The sequence below is a fragment of the Roseiconus lacunae genome (assembly GCF_008312935.1).
GTDB lineage: Bacteria > Planctomycetota > Planctomycetia > Pirellulales > Pirellulaceae > Stieleria > Stieleria lacunae.
In genome coordinates this window covers 308665-325336 of the sequence record NZ_VSZO01000008.1, presented here as the reverse complement: position 1 = coordinate 325336, position 16672 = coordinate 308665, and the positions used below count along the sequence as shown (strand labels likewise).

12 protein-coding genes are annotated in these 16672 nt (G+C 57.3%); 6 read left to right on the top strand and 6 right to left on the bottom strand.

Annotated elements, in window-relative coordinates:
* Positions 1–599: 599 nt before the first annotated feature.
* Both FYC48_RS27770 and FYC48_RS27765 read right to left on the bottom strand, forming a co-directional pair.
* Complete coding sequence (locus FYC48_RS27770) at positions 600–1694, bottom strand: collagen binding domain-containing protein (protein WP_160149495.1); 1095 nt, start codon at positions 1692–1694, stop codon at positions 600–602.
* Positions 1695–1947: 253 nt separating this feature from the next.
* Positions 1948–3123, bottom strand: coding sequence for a hypothetical protein (locus FYC48_RS27765; protein ID WP_160149494.1), 1176 nt, complete (start codon positions 3121–3123; stop codon positions 1948–1950).
* Between the two features lie 152 nt (positions 3124–3275).
* Between FYC48_RS27765 and FYC48_RS12750 the strand changes: the two genes are divergently transcribed.
* Positions 3276–3587: a hypothetical protein gene (locus FYC48_RS12750; RefSeq protein ID WP_230773693.1), complete on the top strand. Its 312-nt coding sequence runs from the start codon at positions 3276–3278 to the stop codon at positions 3585–3587.
* 341 nt (positions 3588–3928) lie between these two features.
* Here FYC48_RS12750 and FYC48_RS12745 read toward each other — a convergent pair whose 3' ends face one another.
* The gene (locus FYC48_RS12745) at positions 3929–6385 is read right to left on the bottom strand and encodes a TolC family protein (protein ID WP_149497079.1); all 2457 of its coding nucleotides are present in this window, start codon (positions 6383–6385) and stop codon (positions 3929–3931) included.
* A gap of 576 nt (positions 6386–6961) precedes the next feature.
* Entirely contained in the window at positions 6962–7744 is a 783-nt protein-coding gene (locus tag FYC48_RS12740; protein ID WP_149497078.1) for a hypothetical protein, read from the bottom strand.
* 399 nt (positions 7745–8143) lie between these two features.
* Between FYC48_RS12740 and FYC48_RS12735 the strand changes: the two genes are divergently transcribed.
* The 5 genes from FYC48_RS12735 (at position 8144) to FYC48_RS12715 (ending at position 14532) form a co-directional block, all read left to right on the top strand.
* The gene (locus FYC48_RS12735; RefSeq protein ID WP_149497077.1) at positions 8144–9745 is read left to right on the top strand and encodes a GAF domain-containing protein; all 1602 of its coding nucleotides are present in this window, start codon (positions 8144–8146) and stop codon (positions 9743–9745) included.
* A 226-nt stretch (positions 9746–9971) separates the two neighbouring features.
* Complete coding sequence (locus tag FYC48_RS12730) at positions 9972–10577, top strand: nitroreductase family protein (RefSeq protein WP_149497076.1); 606 nt, start codon at positions 9972–9974, stop codon at positions 10575–10577.
* A gap of 327 nt (positions 10578–10904) precedes the next feature.
* On the top strand, positions 10905–12173 hold the full coding sequence (locus FYC48_RS12725) for a protein phosphatase 2C domain-containing protein (RefSeq protein ID WP_230777967.1): 1269 nt from the start codon (positions 10905–10907) through the stop codon (positions 12171–12173).
* Positions 12174–12277: 104 nt separating this feature from the next.
* Positions 12278–13690 (top strand): ATP-binding protein, encoded by a 1413-nt coding sequence (locus FYC48_RS12720; RefSeq protein ID WP_230777970.1) that lies wholly within the window; start codon positions 12278–12280, stop codon positions 13688–13690.
* A 29-nt stretch (positions 13691–13719) separates the two neighbouring features.
* Positions 13720–14532, top strand: a complete 813-nt coding sequence (locus tag FYC48_RS12715; protein ID WP_390622123.1) for an inositol monophosphatase family protein — start codon at positions 13720–13722, stop codon at positions 14530–14532.
* Between the two features lie 157 nt (positions 14533–14689).
* Here FYC48_RS12715 and FYC48_RS12710 read toward each other — a convergent pair whose 3' ends face one another.
* Positions 14690–15601, bottom strand: coding sequence for an aminotransferase class IV (locus tag FYC48_RS12710; RefSeq protein ID WP_149497073.1), 912 nt, complete (start codon positions 15599–15601; stop codon positions 14690–14692).
* 12 nt (positions 15602–15613) lie between these two features.
* Positions 15614–16669 (bottom strand): alpha/beta hydrolase, encoded by a 1056-nt coding sequence (locus FYC48_RS12705; protein ID WP_160149493.1) that lies wholly within the window; start codon positions 16667–16669, stop codon positions 15614–15616.
* Positions 16670–16672: the final 3 nt, after the last annotated feature.

Here is a 16672-nt window from a genome sequence, read left to right as displayed (position 1 = left end):
GGGTAAGGAGGGGGTGGGACGGTGGGTCAGATGACGATCGAGAGCTTAACAATCAGCCCATTGTTGCGTGCGGTAAAGTGGGATGAAAGAACCCTGCGACGAAAGATAGTCGACGCCGCCGTCGGTCAGTGACCATCCCTAAAAAAGTAACGTTAATTCGGAATCCGTAAAGATTGCCACTTCGGCAACATAGAGCACGCATTTCATCTCCGACGCAGAGTTAGCCGCATGACATGAGTGCTTGGACCATCTTAAATCATCGGGGGCTCCTCATCAGCCGACGGGTGTTAGCCCCGGTTGTTGCACCGAAACCACTTAACCGAGTGTTGAGAACGCTATCGATAGGACGTGCGGTCTGCTGGGCTAGGCGATGCAGGTGTCAATTGAGTGCATTCGGCTCTCGATATTCGCCGCGGTATTTCGCCGCTTACGCACCGCGCGGGTGCCGCACGCGTTGAACCTAAAGTCTCGTCCACATCTGGAATTTGGTTGAGCCGAACTCAAGTATTTGTCCTAGGCCGGGCACTCGCCAACAAAAAAAGCCGCATCCGGGTTGCCGGATGCGGCTTCGTTGGAATTCATACGGTCGGCGATCAGCGTTAGTTGCTGGCAGGAACCGAGGGGCTTGCTACAGGAGGAGTGACCGAGTCATCGTCATCCGACGCAGCAATTGCGATTGCAGCACCGATGCCTCCGAGGACGCCAAGACGACCAAGGCCACCGCCTCCGCCGATCCCGCCGCCACCAGCACCGCCACCGCCGGACATTCCGCCGCCACCAAAGATCGCACCACCGCGATCATCGTCTTCGACGTAATACTCTTCGGTGACAACGACATCGCTGACGACTTCTTCCGAGGTCACCGGCGCGACTTGCATGATAAATGTCTCTTGAAGCATCGCGGCGGCAACGAAGGTTGACTCACCGGATTGGCCTGCGGCCGTTTCGACCAAATTCGGGTCGACCAATTCGACACCCATGACTCCGAAGCCGTCAGGGCCCGAACCGATGACGGTGTAGCTACCGGGGGCAAGTTTCGCGACCGAGAAGTTGCCTTTCGCGTCGGTCGTCGTACGAGCGACTTCGGCGCCTTCCTTGTAAATCATCACGTTCGATGCACTCGCACCAAGTTCCTTTGCGAAGCCGGGACGTCCCAATCGACCTTTCAGTCCGCCGTCGGTCTGGCGAATCCGAATCGATTCACCGGCGACCGAATCGGCCAAAGTCAGAGGATTCGTTGCCGGGTCAAAAGCGATCTCGCCTTTCGATTCGCCATTGGGCAAGTATCGAACCATCAAGCCGCGAACCACATCCGCATCGACTGCACCTGCAGCGACTTCGAATTGGTCTTTCAGTGGGACGATCGAGTCAACAACGTGCATCGCACAGCAAGCGAACGAGTGCTCGCCTTGGATGACCAACGTGTAAAGCCCTGGCTTCACCCCGGTCATCGTGAAACGTCCCGTGTTGTCCGACTTGACTTCACCGGTCGCCAAGTTTCCGCGTTGATCAAGTAGATGAACTTTCGCTCCGCGAACGGCAGAGATACTGTCGCTGCGGGGAACGACAACGCGTCCCTTTACAGCACCATTCGTAGCGCGTACCCACTGATGTTCGGTCACATCGGCTGCCGATGCATACCCGGCCGACAACGCAAGGGCAAGCGAAGCGGCAGCACGAGTCAGAAGATTCATTTCCAGCTTCCAGTCAAAGTTGAGCGTTCTAAGTTGCAGGCAAACATTCCTGCTGTGTGACTATAAGTGCAGCAAATAGGGAATTCAACGCTCCCAGAACGCAATTTGTCAAAATGGGGAAGATAAACGGCCGCACCACCGATCAGGCCATCTCATCAAGGCTCAGCTTGGTGGAATCTTCATGGTTTTCGCGCCGCAATTTTAACCGCGCTGACGTCGTTTCGAACACGACTTGGCGGGGCATCGACCAGCCTTAGGGAGTGATCGGACTGGCGATCGGCGGTGGTACCAAAGTGTCGTCGTCGTCGGACGATGCGATCGCGGCAGCCGCACCGATTCCACCAAGCCCTAAAATCGGTCCCAAGCCGGCGCCGCCGCCCAGGGCTCCTCCTCCTCCGCCGCCCCCACCGCCACTCATTCCTTGCAGCTGATCGGCGGGAACACCAGTCACGGCAGCGTTTTGTTGGGCCGTACCTGGCGCGTTAAACAGCATTTCTACTGCGGGAGATTGCGTCCCAACCGGTGCGAGCTGGACCGCAAACGTGGACTGGGGGTCGCCGACCGGCTGCGTGACGTAATGAATCGCAGAGTCTTCGGTGAATTGAGCCGTCGTGAGACGGTTTTCGGCGATCTCGAATCCGGTCACTGCCATACCATCGGGACCGGCGATGATGATTGAGTACGCGCCCGGCGGCAGCGTGTCGATTTCGAAACTACCGTTCGTTTGGCTGACGAGTTGCTTGACCAACGTTTGGTTCTGATAAACCAGCACATTGTTGGCGCCGGCAGGGATCATGTCGTTGCCGGCGACGCCCGCACGATAGGCCTGGCCTTTCAAAAGGTCGCCTGACAGACGGATGCGCGGGATCTGGTCCTCGGCGATCTCCTGCTGCTTGACGATCTGACTGCCAACGGAGGCAGCGAATACGGCCGCGAAGTCGACTTCGTCTGGCAGGTACCGCGTCGCGGCTGCTCGAACAATTGCGACATCTAGGTTGGCAGGGGCGACCAACAACGGACGGTTGGTTTTCGACGTGGGCTCGGCAACAAAATGAACCGCGTAGAGCGCGACCAAATTCGGTCCCGCAGCCACCAATGAGTAGGTCCCCGGTCGGACGCCACTGAATAGGAGTTCGCTCGCCGATTCTTTCGCTGGCACCCCGGTGATCACGGTGCCATCGGCCCCGGTGACTGCGACACTGACCCGTCCGCCACGCTCCGTGACGACTCCGGAAGGCGGCAGGATACCCGCTCGCAGCACCCCCGAATCACCCACGGATTTCCACTGTTGCGTGATCAGCGATCCCGTTGGTTGGGCGACGCTGGTCGAGGGGGCCAGCGTTGCGGCGCACAACGCCGCAACGCAAAATCTTTCGAGGCGGAGAATTCCCTGGCGGATCGAACGCATCACTTGGCTCTTTCGTATCATTGGGGGCGGGAGAAAAGTGATGCGTGAACGGGCAGTCGGCATCACCTGATCTGACGGTAGGATAGTACCGCCTTATCGTTTTCCAAGTCTGCGGGGTCAATCCGATCGTAAATCCCTACTCCGTTTCGACCGAATCACCGCTACAGACCGGTGTGTTCACAGAACGCGCGTCGCTCGCTGAACGCACATTTCTGTACCGCGTCATCGACTTTCGCTCGCCTCAGGAGTTTCAACTGCGATATTCGGGGTGGTGGTTTCGCCAGACCGTGCAGGTTTCGGGGATCACCGTGTGGAGCAAAATCAGCTGGCTGGACATCGACCGCACCGTCCGCTTCAGTCTTCCCGAATCGATCGATCCGCATGGTCGCGACGGCCGCATCGAAATCGATTTCTCCCGAGGCCTGCAAATCCGCCGCTTCCGCGTTTGGATTGATGACCAACTGATCTACGACGAAGTCACCTAGGCGTTGATTAAGTTGAGAACCGGGACGTGAATATTCTGCCTCATGGGACTGTAACGCAACCGTGGCTAACGCCATTCGGCTAATTCGGAACCGAGAAGATGAGCCGTAGCGGAAGCCGCCGAGGCTTTCGGCAGATGCCGGAGCGATCCGCGATGTCGCTTCAAAACGACGAAAAGCTCGAGGCGCTTGTGAAAGCGCGACTCGAGCTGTTCGTGAGCGAGAGAGATTCAACCTTTGCAGATCAATTCTGCGATCCCGCTATTCCTCCGCCCTACGGATGGATTGGTGACTGTCGTCTTCGCTCGCAATTGCTGTCAGTGACGAGCGATATTAAGACAGTGTTATTTTGAATGCGTTCCCGATTGTAGTTCGATTCGTTTCCGTCGCACGGGAATCGGTGCCCCGTTTGGATCGGCGACCGCGGGTCGAACATGAGAAGACTGGTTCACAACACCGCTGCCGATGGCGGATTGAATACCGGCCGATTGATGGCTCGCTTGCTGTACCGATCCAACCGGGCGGGCCGTTTGGCTAAGCGGTTCGTTGGGAACCAGGACACTGCTCGGTGCATCGAGAGAATCGACGGCCTTTGCCGCTGGCTTGTTTCCGTCGGCGTCTTTGGGTACGGGAACATAGCGAGGCATTGTGGGGTCAGGCGTCGTCAATTGCCCGGTCGATTCGAATTCGCGGAGCGACGTTTCGGGGACCGCCGGCACGTCGTTAGGCGAAGGCGAGAACAATTGGAGGTCTTGGTCAGGGGCTGCTTTGTCGCCGAATCCGAACATCTTTGCTGCGGTGTCAGCATCCTTGACCGCACCCTGGCGAATGACACCGGGACGCGTCACACCGTATTGCAATTGGTGGCCGGCGGCACGTTCACGGGCTCGTTCCAAGGCATCGCAGTAAGCTTTCGAATTCCACGGTCCTTCGCGAAGGGTGATCCCGTTGTTGACCAGCAAGGTCCCTTTCAGCATGTCGACGTAGTTGATGGACTTGTTGTACTCGGTCAACGCTCGGTAGTACGAAATTTGTGCTTCGGCGCGACGTTGCTGACTTTGCAGCACCACGTTCACGTCGCGAATCCCTTTCCGGTATTCCAGCAATCGGGCGTCGACTTCCTGTTCGGTTGCTTGCCATTCGTTGGCCGCCGATTGCAGCAGACTGTAATGGCTGGCCACCTTGGCGACCGCGTCGCTGAGTTGGCTGATCAACAGTCGCTCACTGTCGGCCAAATTGTCTTGGCGGCTTTTCAGTGTCATCTGAGCATTTCGAATCCGTGCGTACTCGCGGCGTAGTCCGACGGGCATGGAGATGTCCAATCGCACCTGGGCTTCTTGGTAGTCCCCGCTGGTCAGTTCTGCCAACGCACTGCTGCCGTCGGCCGGGAAGCGGTCCGCACGATCCGGCGGTCCGAGCGTATCGCCCAGTCCGACCCAGCGATAAAGGAACGACAAGTTCACGTCGGGCAACACTTGGTTCTTCGCCAAGGCCAGTTCCAATTCACCTTGTTTGATTCGATATTTTTTGTCGCGAAGTTCGGGGCTGAGGTACAACGCTTGGGCCACCGATTCCCACCAATCAAACTCGACGCGGGCGATCGTGGGTTCGTCGATCGGGCGGATCAATCGTTCGTCGGTCGGAGCCAATCCGATCAATTCGCGAAGGGCACGCTCGCGTCCATAGACACCTCGCGGGTCATCACCGGGCAGGTTCGATCCGGCCAGGGCTCCGATCAATCTTCGGTGCAGGTTCCAGTATTGGGCGACGGCTTGGGAGACCTCTTGGTTCGTCGCGAATCCCTTTTGCAGGTTCAGCTTGGTGAACTGTGCCGTCGCTTGGGCACTGTCACGGGCAATCGTTGCCGTCGAAACCGCTCGGTAGGACAGGTACAGATCCCAGTAAGCAACTTCGACGTTGCGAACCAAGTTTCGGACCTGCGCTTCGTAAGCCGCGATCGCGATGTCTTCGTTCATGCTGGCGAGCATGACCGGAATTCGGTTGATGTACGTTCCGCGATTTCGGGCCAGCGGGTGCTGGATTTGAGCTTCGACCAACGCCGTATAGTCGCTGGGGTAAAGCCGCGAAAACGCGCTGATCTGCGAATTGTTTCGCGAGTAGATCGTTTGTTGACGAAGGGTGACGACGCCGCCGGTTGCCAAACGCTTGCTCAAAGCGGCTTGTTGGGTCGTATTTTGCCCGACCGAAATCTGCGGGTTGATCGAATTACCCGAACCAACGTTTTGGGGACGATCGGTCGTCGACAGATCAATGAATCCGCTCGCCACCGCATCAAACTCGGCCAACGCGTCCTCGACGCCGCCGATCTGATTGGCTCGCACGGCACCTCGTGGCAACAAACGGTTGCCCGAACCATCGGTCGCCAATGCGGCTGACTGGGTGGTCGTTTGCTGGAGCGCGACGTCGTAGATGCTGCCGAACTGTCCGGGTTGTCCACTGACAAACTGTGCGGCCAGGTTCTGCTGCGTTTCTGACGTTCCGCCATTGGCCAAGATGAACCGTGCGTTCTGCAGTGCCATCCCGACGCACTCTTCGAGCGTGAGATTCCAGAACTGATAGTCGTGATTACCGACCGTCAGCGGCGGAAGCGATTCAACCGCTTCCGGCATGCTAGGCGCATCGACATCCGGGTATTCAATGGAAGTCGCTGTGTCGAGATAATGTTTGAGGTCCGGCGACTCGTTGATGAAAAACGGTTGCGTCGGCGTACATCCAGTCGCCAAAACAATCGCCAACACGAGTTGCAGGTACGCAGCAAAACGAAAAAGCGAGCGATTCATGCCCTAAAGCTTCCCTAGGTCGCGTTCGTACAAAATCGGAACCGCGTGAAGGAGGATCACACGACGATTAAGCCGAAACACGAGCAGTCCAAATGGAAGCCCCCCACCAGATTGCCGTGTCATCGCAAACACGGAAACCTGTCCAGAGAGAGGTATCGGTGGCAAGCGGTGTAAACTTTGACGGTTCTGTCAAATTTTCCGATTGATTTTCAAAATTGGCCAATCTGCTAGCCGTCGATGTTTACTTCAAGCTGCCCGAAACCCGGTGAGCCGAACGCGCTAGCGTCGGGCCTGCGTCACCAAACAACCCAGAACACGACGTCCAGAACACGGCGCCTAAGCAGTTGAACGCGAATGATTCGGCTTAAGTCATTTCACTCTCCCGCAAGCGTGAGGGTGTTATCCAGATGGTTAAACCCAAAGACTCGTGTTTACCTGCTTAGAACACGGCGTCCAGAACTGACACCAACAGCGCAAAACCTCGGATCGGCGCCGCACCGTGAAACGCTTTCGGCGTGAAACAACAGTGGCGGCGGCACGATCATTTGAAACCGTTCGCGACTACTCTGTGCGCGACTACTCTGTGCGGCCGGGCGAGAAACGCAGGTAAATCGGCTTGGCCAGCTGCGACAACCGGCTGGGCTTTTTGGCGGTTTTGTTCTGATTGCCGGTTGCGGCGATGACCTTCTCGGGTTGGTCAACGCTGATGGCGGGCTCCGGACCGGCGACCGACGACGTGGAACTCGCGTGTGAAACAGCGGCGAGTCCGAATTGACCTTGGGCGCCAAAGGCGATCGTCTCGGATGCCGACGGTTGCCCCAGCGACGACGACGAATCGAGTCCATCGATCGCCGGTGGTTGAAGCGGCGGTGATTGCAGTTCCAGCATCGATTCGACATCTTCCGGCAATGGATCACCGATGACGCCATCTCCGTAATCGAGTTCGATGCCTTGATCACGAACGCTTGCCGTCTGTGGCGGTCGCGGGCCGGTCAGCAGGGCTTCCCACGGCTTGGGGTAAAAATATAGGTCGGTGCAGCGTTTACAGCGTTGATCCTTCTCGTAAAGACCACGGTGGACCGAGCGGTGCCACGTCATTGCTTCTTGGCTGCTGGGGGCGATGTGGTAGGCCACCTTGCCTTCGATGTAACTGGGACGATTGTAAGTTCGTCGGTGTCCCGGAGGCAGATTATTGCCGACCGGGCCGATGACATCGATGCGTTGGTGGACGGGCTGATTTTCGCGATTCGGATGATGTGCGTCCGCGACATTGGTCATCGCGGGCAGTGACATCATCAAGCCGCCCAGCAGTGCGGCCAGCCGTTTCCTTGTAACAAGCCGTTGACGATTTCGGGACATCCTTTCCCACCTCTTGTGAATTCACGCTGAAAACTATCCGGCACGCGTGTGTGCCTGCCGGCATATTGTGAAACGCGATTCGCGCGGCTATCCCTGCCGTACCAAAGCGATCGCCTGGATCACATGACCTGCATTTGATTTTCGACCGGATCGCATCTGTTATGCGGACATTCGCTCGAAACACGGTTTGGTCCGTTGTTAACGATCGTGCGGAGCGGCGGCCCCGAGTCTGCGGCCATCGAAAGGTTTACTGGCAAAACGGTTCAGAACGTCTAGGCGCTTTTGACGATGGCACTTTGCAACAGGCCGGTCCGCCGGATCGGTGCTGGTCATGGAGATGAACAGTTTCGGGCAGGGATTGCCGTCGCGCCACTTGGTCAATCGTGATCGATCAGGGCGGTGCACCATTCACCCACCGACGCGGATCAAGTGCGTCTCGACTGCCAGGAATTTGCTGTGGACAAGACGGCTTCTCACCATCAATTACGAATTCATCGCGGCGACGACCCGGCGCCCGAGTCATCGATCAACGCCAGCACCAACAGCCAGCGTTTCTGGCAAGCCTTTTCGGCGGCAACAGGTTGGCGTGTCGATTCGTCACATCCGACGAGTCCCCAACCCAATCCCGCCGACCCAGAAAAGCGCCAACCACTGAAGGTGCTCCCGGCGGTCGCCATGGATGTGATGGCCGATCACCCGCTCGATGCGATGCCACCGGTCGAAAAGGCCAGCGCAGCCGAGCTTGCCGAGATCGCCCATGACATGGCCGGCGAAATCGAGACGTTGCAGTCGCACGTTCGTAAACGAGAGCTTGAATTGGCCGCGATGGCAGTCGCCCCGTACAGTACGTCTGACGTCGATGAAACCTGCCAAAGTATCGAAGACACATTGCGTGACGCCACACTGGCGCTGCGTTTTGATGCCGCCGCCATCTACGTACTTGATGATGACACGCAATTTCTCAACACGCGAGTTGTCTTCGGTTTGCCCGATGATCGACTGACCGCAGAGCCGCGTCCGCTTCGTGGAAGTCGTGGCGACTTAGAAGCAATGGTCCAAGAAGTCGTCTTGATCGAGGACCTGCAAAACGACTCCGGTGCGACTTGGTGTGCCCCCGAACAGGCCGGCTCGGCGATTTGCGCTGCGATCTACAAAGGCGATTTGCCGATCGGAACACTGTGGCTGTATTCCAATAGCCGTCGCCCGCTTGATCGATCCCATGCCGCGATCGCGCGAATGGCTGCGAAACAAGTCGCATTAAATCTAACCGCCGCCGTTCAAAGTCGCGCTCAGCTTTCGTCCAAGCAGGCCACCGAAGCGGTTGCCGACATCGCAGCATGGCAGTATTCATCCCTGCCGGCGAACAATGACGTCGCCGACGGTTGGTATGTCGACGCAATGATCGAGTCCCCCGATCGTTGGAGCACCGGGTGGCATGCCTGGGACGTGTTGCCCGATGGAACGGTCATGGTCGCGATCGCCGAAGCCGTCGACACACACGCCAACGGTGCGATGGCGGCCGCCACCGCACGAGCGGCGTTGACCGCGCACAGTGGCTATCGACATTCACCCCGACAGATGCTGCAGCGGATCAGCGACACGCTCTGGCAATCGAACACTGCCGACCAACTGGTGTCGCTGATGTACATCCGCCTGGATCCGGAATCCGGTGAGGGCGAAGTCGCCGTGTCAGGGCAAATCGAAGGCATGATCGCGGGCAGCTATGGCTACCGTCCGTTGGTCGCCTCGGGTTGTCGCCCGCTTGCCAGCGCGATCGACATCGATTGTTTCGAATCGACCTTCAAGTTGTCGGTCGGCGAAAAGCTACTCGCCTACACCGCCGGCCTTCGCAAAGACGGTATCGGACAAGACTTGGTCGGTTGCTGTCTCCGTCATAGCGATGGCGACGCCAAAGATCCGCTCGCAATGCTTCGCCGTGAAATCGCCGACTTCCCAGTTCGAAACGAACGCGGCGTTCTGCTGTTGGCACGACGTTCCTGATCGGCGCCTACCCGACACCCCACTCGCGAATTCGTCTTTTTGGCATCGATCGCCGATCCGCATGTAAAACGGAGAAGGAAAGAGCCGCTATGCTGTGCCAGCGAGTGTCCGCTACCCGGTGACGGTGAAACGGTGTTTGGCTGTCACCGACAGGCTTCACCATGGCGTATCATACCGCTCCTACTGACCTCGTTTCTCAACCGTTGACATCGGAGATCGATGCACCGTGACGACGAACCCCACACGTCATCCTGTCCATCCGACAATTGAAAGTCGCTACAGCCCCTATCGCTTTGAGCCCAAACCGGTTCCCAAAGATCTGCTGGTCCAGTGTTTCGAAGCCGCCGCATGGGCCGCCAGCAGTTACAACGAGCAACCTTGGCGCTGGATCGTCGCGACGCGTGATGATGAGTCCGGCTTTAAAACGATGTTGGGTTGCCTGCTCGAAGCCAACCAAGGTTGGGCTGCCAACGCGGGTGCGTTGGTCTTGACTGCGTATCGCAGCAAGTTTGCCAAAAACGAAAAACCAAACCGTGTCGCCCTGCATGACCTTGGCCAAGCCGCCGCTCACTTGGCGCTGCAGGCGGCGACCCTGGGGTTGCAGGTCCACCAAATGGCTGGGGTAAACCTGAGCCAAGTTCGCACGGAGTACCAAATTCCGGATTCTTTTGAACCAGCCACCGCGATCGCCATCGGCTATCCCGAGACTAGTGAAGCGTCGGGCGAACAAGCACAGCAGATGCAGGACCGAGAAAAAGCCGGCCGCCAACGAAAATCACTTTCTGAACAACTGTTCCAGGGAAAGTGGGAAAATACGGTCGATTGGTGCTGAATTCGCGTGGATCTAAAGTGCGAAACGAAAGATTCATCTGACATGTCAGTATTCCAATCTGGTAAACAAGATCTCAGTCGTTGTGGGTACCGCGCGTTCGACGCGCGATCTTAAACGTGCCGCGGCGAACCGGGAGAATCCGTTGCCATCGCCGCCTAGGTGTTTCCGAAGCTGGCAAATACAATAGGAAGATCCCCGTTACCCAGCGGTGACATGTCAATTTCGCTCCATTTATCGTCTTCAATCACAAAGCTGCCTCGGGAAAAGCAATCGGTGTCGGAGTCCTGGAATCCTGGTGTTGTCTGTGCGGCGCGAACCGATGTCGGTATGCGCCGAACTAACAATCAAGATTCCTACTCCGTCATCCCCGCTCAATCGAGTGAGCGTTTTATGTCGCGTGGTCACCTCTTTGTCGTCGCCGATGGGATGGGCGCCCACGCGGCGGGCGAATTGGCCAGCAGCATGGCGACCGAATTGATCGCGATGAATTACTTTCGCACTTCGATCGCAAATGCCAAGGATTCGCTGCATGTCGCGGTCAGCGAAGCGAATGCCGAAATCTACCAACGCGGTCAGCAGAATCCCGAATTTCACAACATGGGAACGACGGCGAGCACCCTTGCCCTGCTTCCTTGTGGTGCGGTCATCGCCCACGTCGGAGACTCACGCGTTTACCGACTTCGCGACGGAGTCATGGAGCAACTGACGTTTGACCACTCACTGGTCTGGGAGGTTCAGGCCAGCGGTCAGGTGCATCCCGAAAGCGCCCTCGGTCAAGCGCTTCCAAAAAATGTGATCACTCGTTCCCTCGGCCCGAACGCGGACGTCCAGGTCGATATCGAAGGGCCGTTCGAACTAAAGATCGGCGACAAATTCTTGCTCTGCAGCGACGGGCTTTCCGGGCAAGTTGACGATGTCGAAATCGCCACACTGCTTGAATGTTTGCCAGAAGATTTGGCCGTCGAAGTCCTCGTCGACTTGGCAAACCTTCGCGGCGGCCCTGATAACTCGACCGTGGTCGTCACCACCGTCACCGATGGGCCGTTGGTCAGTAACGAAGCGAAGGCGACGCAGCCGAGCAACGACGACACGCTCGTTTTCTGGGGAACGATCGGCGCGATCGTGGCGTGTGGGATTTCTTCTGTCACCAGCGTTGCCTTTTGGTTGCTGCAGCAACCCGGCCCGATGATCATCGCCGTTCTCGGTGCGATCATTTCCGGGGTCATCGCCGCGATGAGCTACAGCAGTTTCAAAGAGCAATCGAAACGCCGCCAGTTGGCACTTCGTGACGGCACTGCAATTCCGAAAGCGTTTGGTGGCAACGCCCCCTATCGTCGCTACGTCGCGAAGCCAGATGAAACGCTGTATCGTCGACTTGGTAAAACCGTCGCGGAACTGCGCGAAGCGGCGAAACTGAAAAATTGGCTGATGGACTGGGATCAGATCGACGCACTGCAGAAACAAGGCTGTTCGGCGATGCGTTCCGGAGATGGTAAATCAGCGATCAGTTTCCAAGCGAAAGCGATCATCGAAACAATGAATCAGCTTCGCGAGCAGCACGATCGCAGTGCCAACGAGACGGCGATCGACCACTAAACCATTTCAGTTTGCAACACCCGTCGCCGAACCGGTCTTGTGTGTGAATCGTTCGCACGACCACGCCTGATTGAATTTCCTCGTTTCTTTGTGCGACGCGTCCCGTGAACAGTCCAGTCTCGCGTTTGGCTTTGCCGTTAATACCGGCCGCTCGCCTCGGATCATCGACTTGGTTGCTCCACCTTCGGTACTTCGCAATTGCCGGTCAACTGGTCGCGATCGTTGTGTCGGTCATCATTGGGATCGAACTTCAATACGTCGCGCTTCTGGCTTTCGTCGGAATGACGGCGATCACTAACGTGACCTATGGGGTTTATCTGCGTTCGAGCGACCCCGCGCTCGAGCCGACGATCGATGGAGACGAATCGGAAGGGGCCGACAAACTGCAAATTGATCCAGAGCGGCCTACGATCGATGACGCCCCCAAGGTTCGAACGTTAACCTTGGGACTGATGCTGCTAGATTTGATGACGCTCACGGCGATGTTGTATTTCAGCGGTGGTCCAACCAATCCCTTCAGTTTTTTTTACTTCGTCAATTTGGCCGTCGGGGGCGTGATGATCTGGCCGCGGGCGGCTTGGTCAATGACCGCCGTCGCGATCGCCGGGTACGGACTGCTCTTAATAGACAGTGTGCCTGTGCCGGAATTAGGCCCGACCATCGACCCCGACGGGCTCGGCTTGCGTTCGATCGGATTGATGCTCGCGTTCACCACCTGTGCTTCGGTCGTAACGTACTTCGTGACTCGCACCAGCGGGTCTCTGCGGGCTCGTGAAAAGGAACTGCGCGAAAGCCAACTCGCGAAAGCGGCCAATCGGCGGATCGAAGCACTGACGACACTCGCCGCCGGTGCGGCTCATGAATTGGCAACGCCGTTGTCGACGATTGACGTCATTTCACGAGAACTCGGCCGCCACCTCGAAGGCGTGGAAAAACCCGCATCGGTCGCCGAAGACTTGCGGCTGATCGACCATCAACTGGAGCTGTGTCGTCATATCTTGCAACGCATGCGTGGCGCCGCCGGTGATTCGATGGCCCAGCAGTGGTACAAGACGACCGTCGGAGAATTGATCGACGCGACACTCGAAGGCGTCCGCGATCCACATCGCGTCGACGTCATCGATGGCTCCGAAGATGACGAGAGCCGAACGCTTTGGATGCCCGAAGAAGCGGTTGCCCAAGCGATCCGGAACTTGATCCACAACGGATTGGACGCCAGCGGAAGTAGCGGTCGTGTGAAGGTCGAATCTAGAATCGGTGTTCAGTATGTTGAGTTCATTGTGACCGACGAAGGCCAAGGCATGACCGACGAAGTGTTGGGGCGAATCGGTGATCCCTTCTTCACAACGAAAGAACCTGGCCGTGGGATCGGATTGGGCCTTTACCTAACCCGCAACGTGGTCTCACAATTGGGTGGCTCGCTGCAGTTTTCATCGATCCCAGGTCGCGGGACCTCGGCGGTCGTGAAATTGCCGATCGCCAACCCGGAAAACGCGCCCCGCGTTCCGGTGGTCTAACTGCCCTTTCATCGTGACGCACCGCTTCGATCATGGCCAATTCACTGCAATCCGTTTTAGACACCGCGATCTCCGCAGCGCAAGCCGGCGGGCATGTTCTACAGCGTTACTGGCATGACGGTATCGAACTTAGAAACAAAGCAGAGTTCGGGGGAAAGTCCTACGATCTGGTCAGCGATGCCGACTTGGAAAGCCAGTCGGTGATCGCACGTTTGATTGCCAACGCCTATCCGTCTCATGAGCTACTCGGCGAAGAAGACCTTGTCGGCGATACGACGGCCGAACACTTGTGGGTGATCGATCCACTTGATGGGACAAACAACTTCGCACATCGCATCGGCCACTTTGCCGTCTCGATCGGCTATTTTCAGTCTGGCAAGCCAGCGGTCGGCGTCGTGCACAACCCTATTACCGGAGATACCTACACCGCGATCGATGGCCAAGGTGCTTTCCGGAACTCGCACCCCATCAAGTGTTCCGAGGCAACCGAACTATCAACCTCGATGATCGGATGCGGATTCTATTACGATCGCGGAGAGATGATGCGTTCGACATTGGCGGCGATTGAGGAATTTTTCTCGCACCACATCCATGGTATCCGGCGGTTTGGCACCGCGTCGCTCGATCTCTGTGCAGTCGCATCAGGTCAATTCGAAACGTTCTTCGAATACAAACTATCGCCATGGGACTTTGCCGCCGGGCAATTGATTGTCAGCGAAGCGGGGGGATTGATCACCGATGCCCTAGGCAACCCATTGGGACTGCAGCAATCCAGTGTCCTCGCGGCGGCACCGGGCATTCATCGGCAAGCCTTGGCGATCACAACAAAGCATCACCCGTAGCCGCCCACCACAGACGTTGGTTCTGGATTGGCCACGGTTATGTCACGCTTGATGATCAGCCGCATGGCGTTAGCCACGGTTATGTCACAATCACCGATTCTAACTCTCATCCGTCGATCATCGCACACCTTTCAACGGTCAGTGCGCGGTTCGTCACTTAGATGATTCGATCAAACGCGGTTCGCAGAGCTTGGTAAATGGGGCGATGATCCTTGGTCGCCTTTCCGTCTACACGATTGGCAAACCAAACGCCACAGCTTGTCCCGGTCAGAAGTATCTCGCCGGCTGCTTTCAATCGGTCCGTCGAAATGACATCTTCCTGCCAAGGTATCCCCAAATCATCCGCGAGTTCCTTCACCACTTGCAAGGAGATACCCAGCAGGATTCGACCCGCCGGTGGAGACACCAAGGTGCCGCCTTCGACGATCACAATGTTTGCCAAGCTGGTTTCGGTGATCGAACGGTCGGTATCGATCAACACTCCCAGTGCTGCCGGATCGGATTGCCGTGCCGCAAGGTCGGCCAAATAGTAGTGCAAACGGCAGCGAACCTTGATGTCACGCGGCCAGCAATGTGGGTCGGGTTGCATCACATCGGTAACCACAATGGGTGTGCCATCACCGATTCGCCGCTGCATGGACGCTTCGTCGATCGGATAGAGATCGATGATTAGCGTACTGCCGTTCTGGTTTCCGTTGGGAGTTGCCCCGGGGGATCCGACTAACAAGACGCCGAAGCCGGATTGCTGTTCGATCCAGGGAGCATTTTTCTGAATCGTTTGATCGATCAAGCTACTTAATTGTTCACGTCCGGGCAGCGACGAAAGGCGTAGGACAGATGTGGTTCGTTGCCAACGATGCAGGTGATCCTGCAACCGAAATAATGCCCCATCGTACGCGCGAATTCGCTCGACCGCAGTGACAGCGTGCGTGATCGCAAGATCATCCAGAAGGAGCGATAACCCGTCCGCTTCGACCCACTGGCCGTTTTGATACGCCCATCGAATCGCGTGACGGGCCCTAGCGACGCTAGAGTCTGTATGAGCATTGGAGCCACGTTCGGATTGCATCGTCCGTTTCCGTTAGTACGCTTGGCTCGCAGACTCTTGGATCAAACGCGCGAAGTCGCGTCCACAACCGTTCTCGTAATAATCGAGTTCCGCGTGCCGTAGGCGGACGCTACCGGAAAAGTCTCGCGAGCGAACCGGTAGTCGACTCCCATCGATGCGCGGGGCGAACGACGTCGGCCCGCTGTATCCGAGCGCGGTCTGGTTCCGAACTTTTTCCAATCGCCAATAACGTTTCAGGACCGCGTCGCGTCGGTTGTACATCAAAAACAACTGATCCATGTTTTTGGTGGCAAAGCGATGATATCCACAAGAGGCGAGCCAATTTGATTCGATCGCCGGGGCCACCAAGCCGACTTCGACGCCGGCACCCTCGATCGTCGCCCCTGGGATAGATCGGCCGCTCAGCGTCCCGCCCGCCATCGCATGTAATGCGCCGGTGACGACGCGTCCGCCGAAACTAAATCCGACGACGGCCAAGGGGGTCCCAGCCGCGGCATGCGACCGCATGATCGTCGCTAAATACAAACTTTGCGCGTCACAGCGATCGGCTTTGCGACGGACGTCATGAATCGCGATGCCTTCTTGTGCGCTGGGCCAACTGAAAATTAGCCAGTCGACCGGTTGCGTCAACGTTCGCTTGATCATTTGGCGAACCTGCATCGCTCGCTGCACGACGTTCGATGCGGGCATTCGATTGCCGTGCACGTAGATAACGACGGGACGGTCCGGACGAATCGAAGCAAAGTACTGCTGTGAATCGATCACCCGGCTTTGTCCGCACTCGATCTGATAAATGTGAAAGGCTGGCTGATCCAATGAAACGCAACACGCGTCATGTGGAAGATGCCGCGTCGAAAACAAGAACACACGTTCGCAATCGGTCGGAGACATCGAAACCAATTCGGTTTCGCTTTCTATCCTTTCATTGACGCAAGGGTCGACCGGTAGCTCGTCGCCGTTGACCGACCGGGGACTCAGATAAATCACCAACAGTGCTAAACAAACGGTGGCGATTCGCACGACGTGTCCGGCGCGATCACAGAGGTGTTGCATCACGTTTATCGACATCAC